We start from the raw sequence: 5872 nt of genomic DNA, 5'->3' as shown, positions 1-5872 counted from the left end.
CCCGCTCGCCCGCCCGCCTGCCGCCGCCCACCGAGAGGCCCCCGGTCCATGCCGTCCCCGCTGCCGATCCGACGACGCCTGCGCGGGTTCCTCACCGCGTCCCTCGGCGCGCTGCTCGCCGTCGCCGCCACCACCGCCCCGGCCCGGGCCGACATGGGGGTCGTGACGGAGTACCCGGTCACGACCCCCGGCAGCTACCCCGCCGGCATCACCACGGGCCCGGACCGGGCCCTGTGGTTCGCCGAGTCCGGGGTCAGCCGGATCGGGCGCATCACGACCGGCGGCACCGTCACCGAGTACCCGCTGCCGACCGCCGACAGCTTCCCCCAGGGCATCACACGAGGCCCCGACCGCGCCCTGTGGTTCACGGAGGGAGCCGCCGACAAGATCGGCCGGATCACGACGAAGGGCCAGGTCACCGAGTTCCCGCTGCCCGGAACGGGCCGCTTCCCCACGGGTGTCGCGGTCGGTGCCGACCGCGCCCTGTGGTTCACCGAGCCGGGAACCAACGCGATCGGAAGGATGACCACCGACGGCCGGGTGACCGAGTACGCCCTCCCGACGCCCGACAGCATCCCGTACTACATCGCCCCCGCGGCAGACGGATCCCTGTGGTTCACCGAGCTGTACGCCGGCAAGATCGGCCGGATCAGCCGGTCCGGCCAGGTGACCGAGTTCCCGCTGTCCACCGACTTCGCGTTCCCGTCCGGCATCGTGGCCGGACCCGGCGGGATGTGGTTCACGGCAAGCGGACTGAACGCGGTCGGGCGGATCACCTCACGGGGCGAGATCAAGCTCTTCCAGGTACCCGTCGCCGACTACCAGGTCTACGACATCACCCGCGGTCCGGACGGACACATGTGGTACGCCGTGCAGTCCGGCCGCATCGGCCGGATCAGCGGCAGCGGTGCGATCACCGAGTACGTGGTTCCGGGAGGCGCGGACAAGGTGCCCTTCAACATCACGGCCGGACCCGACCGGAACATCTGGTTCACCGAGCTGTTGGCCGGCGCCGTCGGCCGTGTCCGGGCCCACCCGGGCCGCCGGCTCCACCCGGCACCCACGGATCACCCCCAGCGCCCCCGCCACGCGGCACCCACGCGCCACCGCCCCCTCCACTTCACGCCCGGCCGGCCGGGCTGGTCGTCGTCCCTGGGCTGATCCGTGCGGGCGTCCTTTCAGGGGAAAGGGGGACGTCGGGCTCATTCGGCCGCGGACGGATTCCGATGACTGAGAGTGAAGGCTCAGAACGATCCGTTCCCGCCCGGGAGGCACCCCATGGCACACCCCGCCGACCGCTCCGCCCCGGACTTCGTCCCCCACGCCGCCGAACCCGTACGGGAGCATCTGGCCGCGGCCACCGAACTGCCCGCCTTCCTCGCGGGCGCCGGCACCCTGACGCTGGCCGAGCGCCGCCTCATCGTCGACCAGGCCCTGCTCATGCTCGACCAGAACTACGTCCACCTGCCGCTCAAGTCCGCCATGTACGCGGTCAACCCGGTGCAGCGGCTGCGCGTGCTGCGGCGCCGGCTGGAGCGGCAGACGGAGGAGACCAAGCCCCTGGAATGGCTGTTCCACGCCGAGCTGTCGGAGGTCTTCCACTCGGTGCGCGACCTCCACACCAACTACCTGCTCCCCGCCCCCTACGCGGGCAAGATCGCCTTCCTGCCGTTCCTCGTCGAGCGGTACGAGGACGCGCAGGGGGAGCACTTCACGGTCACCCACGTGGCCCAGGGATTCTCCGCCCCGGGCTTCGAGCCGGGCGTCGAGATCACCCACTGGAGCGGGGTCCCCATCGGCAAGGCCGTCGACCTCAACGCCTCCCGCTTCGCCGGCAGCAACGCCGCCGCCCGCCGCAGCCGCGGCATCCAGTCGCTGACCCTGCGGCCGCTCGTCATGCACCTTCCCCCGTTCGAGGAATGGGTAACCGTCAGTTACATCGACGCCGACGGCGCCGCGCACGAGCTGCGTGAGAGCTGGCGGATCGTGGACAACAACCTCCTCCCCACCTTCGTCCACGCGGCGGCCCCGACGGGATCGGCGCTGGCCGTGGGCCTGGACCTCGACATGGACGAGGTCAACCGCGCCAAGGTCATGCTGTTCGCGCCGAAGGTCGTCGCCCGGCAGAAGGCCCTCGAAGCCGGAGAGGCCGCCCCCGAGGTGCGGGCCGGCGAGATCTCCTCCTCGATGCCCAAGGTGTTCCGGGCGCAGGAGGTGCAGACGGCCGCCGGCACCTTCGGCTACATCCGGATCTTCACCTTCAACGAACCCGATGTGGAAGGTTTCGTCAACGAGTTCGTGAGACTGCTCCGCCAGATGCCGGACCGTGGTCTGATCCTGGACGTGCGGGACAACGGCGGCGGCGTGATCTGGAACTCCGAACTCGCGCTGCAGACCCTCACCCCCCGCGCCATCACCCCCGAGCCGACGCAGTTCATCAACACGCCGCTCAACCTGCGGATCTGCCAGAGGAACCAGGAAGAACTGGGCGCCTGGCTGCCCTCCATGGAGCAGGCCCTGGAAATCGGGGCCACCTACTCCAGCGCCGTGGCCCTCACACCCGAGAACAGCGCCAACGCGATCGGCCAGCAGTACGACGGCCCGGTCCTGCTCATCACCAGCGCCCGCTGCTACTCCGCCACCGACATCTTCGCCGCCGGCTTCCAGGACCACCAGATCGGCCCCGTCCTCGGCACCGATGAGAACACCGGTGCCGGCGGCGCCAACGTCTGGGAGCACAAACACCTCGTCGACCTCCTCACCGGCGACCCCGAGACCCCGTACCGGCCCCTGCCGAAGGGCGCCGGCATGCGGGTGGCGATCCGCCGCAGCCTGCGGGTCGGCGCGAATTCCGGCACGCCGGTGGAGGACCTCGGCATCACCCCGGACATCCCCTACCGGATGACCCGCCGGGACCTGATGGAAGGCAACACCGACCTGTTCGAGCGCGCCGGGGAGATCCTCAAGGGCCTCACGCCGCACGCCGTGAGCATCACGGACGCGACCGCCGCCGCCGGCGGCGCACTGCGGATCAAGGTCAAGGCCACGAACATCGACCGGCTGGACGTCTACGTCGACCAGCGCCCCCGCGCCTCCGTCGACCTGTCCGACGGCCAGGCCGACGTCACGGTCCCCGACGCGGCCGCCGCCCACTCGGCGCGCGTGGAGGGCTTCGCCGGCGGAGAACTCGTCGCCAGCAACACCGCACATCTCAACTGACGGCCCGGACCGGGCGGCGGGCGAGATCGCGCAACCCGCACTCGATGCGCCGGGTCCACCGGCGCCCGCCGTGCCAGGGCAACCGTCCGCGGTCCGGCCCCCGGTCGGCCGCGGGCCGGCGCCGTACCCCGGGACTCAGGCCCGCGCGGCGGGCAGGGCCTGGTGCGGAGCCTGCCCGCCCGGCAATTCGCGGGCCGGCCGCAGCGGCGACAGGACCAGCGGGACCACGGCGAACCGCTCGCCCACCGCTTGTGCGGCGAGGGTCGCACCGCACAGCAGCGGTGGCAGCCCGAGGTCACCGGCCGCGGGTTCCGGCGCTCGCACCACGGTGGCCGAAAGGCCGGAGGCATGCAGGGTCAGGGAAGGCCGCGCCAGCGCCGGGACAGGGAGAGGAGCAGCAGCGGAAGGCCGACGACCCAGACCAGCGCGCCGATGACGATCACTCCGCTCCACAGGCCCGACCCCCGGCCGGCGTCCGGATCCGCCCAGGACATCAGTACGAAAGGGCAGACGACGAGGGAGGGACCGGCCACCCACCAGACGAGGTAGGTGGCGAGGACGTCGAGCACGCGCATCGGCGAACGCTCCAGGACGCGGTAGGCCGTGGTCGACGTCGAGCCGCCCGCCGAACCCACCGCGTACCGGGTGGCTCCCACCACCATCCGGTACCGGCGCAGCGGGACGACCGGCATGTAGCTGATCACGAACCACTCGGTCGCATGGTGGCTGCCGTCCACCCGCTTCCGGCTGAAGCCCAGGTACTTGGTTCCGATGCCGTTCCACGTCGACACGCCGCATCCCCTCACTCGGAGCCGAGCCGCGCATCTCCGGGCGGGCCCTCGGCGACCACACGTACACGGTAGGGGCACGCACGTGCCGGGGCGGGATTTCGGCCGTATTCGGCCCGTGCTCCGGAACCACGGTCCAGGCTCGGGGGTCACCGGGAGCCGTCAGGCGCGGTCGACGAAGTGGACGTCGTACCGGTCCTGTTCCGGGAGCAGGTCTTCGAAGGGCTGCAGTCCGTGTTGGATCCGGCCCAGCGCACGGAAATAGCCGAACCGCTCCACCGGCGAACCGAGGACGGCCAGCAGCTCGGCCGGGCCGTCCGCGGTGGCACCGAAGGCATGGGGCAGGCCCGGCGGGATCAGTACCACGCCGCCCGCGCCGATCGCCTCGACGGCACCGTCCAGCCGGAACTCCACCGTCCCGTCGAGTACGTGGAACAGCTCTGCGGAGCGGGCGTGGAAGTGGGGCCTGGCTCCGGTCGCCCCCGCGGCCAGGGCCAGACGGTTGGCGCTCAGCGGGCCGCCGTCCGTCAGCAGGGTGAATCCGCCACCGTGCGGCAGCGGCACGTACTCGGCGTCGTCGGCCCGCACGACCACCGCCCGCGTGCCCGTGCCCGCCCCCGCGCCCGTGCCCGCGACCACGTCCCGTCCTGCACTGTCTGCTGCCATTGCCGAAGCTCCTGTCCTTCGTACCGGTCCGACCCCTTCATTCGACCCGGGGAAGAAACCGCGGACAAGAACCGTTCGCGACCTACAGCGATCACCATTCGCGATGAATCGATGTGTCAGGGGGAGCAGGATGGAGCTGCGGCAACTTCGGTACTTCGTGGCCGTGGCCGAGGAGGGCGGCTTTTCCCGGGCCGCCGAAAGGCTCCACATCGTTCAGTCCGCGGTCAGCCAACAAGTGCGCCGTCTCGAACGCGAACTCGGCCTCACCCTCTTCGAACGGTCCACCCGCCGGGTGGTCCTCACCGAGGCGGGGGACCGGCTGCTGCCCGAGGCGAGGGACGTACTCGCCGCCGCCGACCGGACTCGGCGGATCGCCGCGGAGATCGCCGAGAGTGACACCACCACGCTGCGCCTGGGCACCGTGCGAGGGCCGGGCGACCGGGTGTACAGGCTCCTGTCCCGGCTGGCCGAACTGGCTCCCGAACTCCGGGTCCGGGTAAGGGGGTTGCCGGTCGCGGACCGGCTGGCGGCCGTTCGCGGCGGCGAGCTCGACGCCGCGCTCGTCAGGGCCCTGCCCGCCACCCCCGGCCTGGAACCGATCCCGCTCTGGACCGACCCGTTGTACGTGGCCCTGCCCGCCCGCCATCCGGCGGCCGCGCTGCCGGTGCCGAAGCTCCGGGACCTGGCGGGTCTCCCGCTGCGGCTGGCCGAGCGGGAACGCAACGCCCCCTTCCACGACCTGGTGACGAGCGCGGTCCGGGCGGCCTCGAACGCCGGCCCGCTCGCCGGCCCGCCGTTCACCGACCTCCAGGACACCCTCACGGCGATCGGGGCGGAAGGGGAGCGGGCACCGTCCTGGACGGTCTTCTACAGGGTGACCGGACTTCCGGAGGTCGCCGGTACGGTCATCCGCCCGCTGGCCGACCCGGTCGTCACGACCTCGCTCGCCGTCCTCCCCGGCCCGCCGGGCCCAGCCCTGCGCCTGCTCCTGGCGGCGGCGCGGTCCTTCTCCTGACCCACTCGGTCACACGGGGCGAAGTGGTGGGTGAGGCAACGGACGAGTCACCCGGCGAGCGCGGCCGCGATCCCGCCGTGCCGGGGGGGGCCCGCCCCGCGGCCCCCCGGGGCCCCCCCGGAAGCCCGCCCGGGGTCGACCCCCCCCCGGCCCCGCCCGGCTCAGCGGGGGTGGGGCGGGGGGA

Annotated in this window: 6 protein-coding genes; 3 read left to right on the top strand and 3 right to left on the bottom strand. The window is 72.4% G+C overall.

Annotation, left to right across the window (positions count from 1 at the left end; genetic code table 11):
* On the top strand, window positions 1-1161 hold a 1161-nt coding region (locus ACFXA3_RS23750; protein WP_385189815.1), incomplete at its 5' end, for a hypothetical protein.
* A gap of 117 nt (window positions 1162-1278) precedes the next feature.
* Window positions 1279-3219, top strand: coding sequence for a S41 family peptidase (locus tag ACFXA3_RS23745; protein ID WP_385189813.1), 1941 nt, complete (start codon window positions 1279-1281; stop codon window positions 3217-3219).
* A gap of 135 nt (window positions 3220-3354) precedes the next feature.
* On the opposite strand, the gene ACFXA3_RS23740 is transcribed toward ACFXA3_RS23745, so the two are convergent.
* The 3 genes from ACFXA3_RS23740 to ACFXA3_RS23730 form a co-directional block, all read right to left on the bottom strand.
* The gene (locus ACFXA3_RS23740; protein WP_385189810.1) at window positions 3355-3546 is read right to left on the bottom strand and encodes a hypothetical protein; all 192 of its coding nucleotides are present in this window, start codon (window positions 3544-3546) and stop codon (window positions 3355-3357) included.
* A gap of 29 nt (window positions 3547-3575) precedes the next feature.
* A complete protein-coding gene (locus ACFXA3_RS23735) occupies window positions 3576-4010 on the bottom strand; it encodes a hypothetical protein (RefSeq protein ID WP_385189808.1) in 435 nt (144 codons plus the stop codon).
* A gap of 159 nt (window positions 4011-4169) precedes the next feature.
* On the bottom strand, window positions 4170-4673 hold the full coding sequence (locus ACFXA3_RS23730) for a cupin domain-containing protein (protein ID WP_385189805.1): 504 nt from the start codon (window positions 4671-4673) through the stop codon (window positions 4170-4172).
* Window positions 4674-4803: 130 nt separating this feature from the next.
* Between ACFXA3_RS23730 and ACFXA3_RS23725 the strand changes: the two genes are divergently transcribed.
* A complete protein-coding gene (locus ACFXA3_RS23725; protein WP_385189803.1) occupies window positions 4804-5688 on the top strand; it encodes a LysR family transcriptional regulator in 885 nt (294 codons plus the stop codon).
* Window positions 5689-5872 lie beyond the last annotated feature (184 nt).

The sequence above is a fragment of the Streptomyces sp. NPDC059456 genome, assembly GCF_042750055.1.
Lineage (GTDB): Bacteria > Actinomycetota > Actinomycetes > Streptomycetales > Streptomycetaceae > Streptomyces.
Note: the sequence above shows the minus strand (reverse complement) of the source record. Positions and strands in the feature narration are given on the sequence as shown.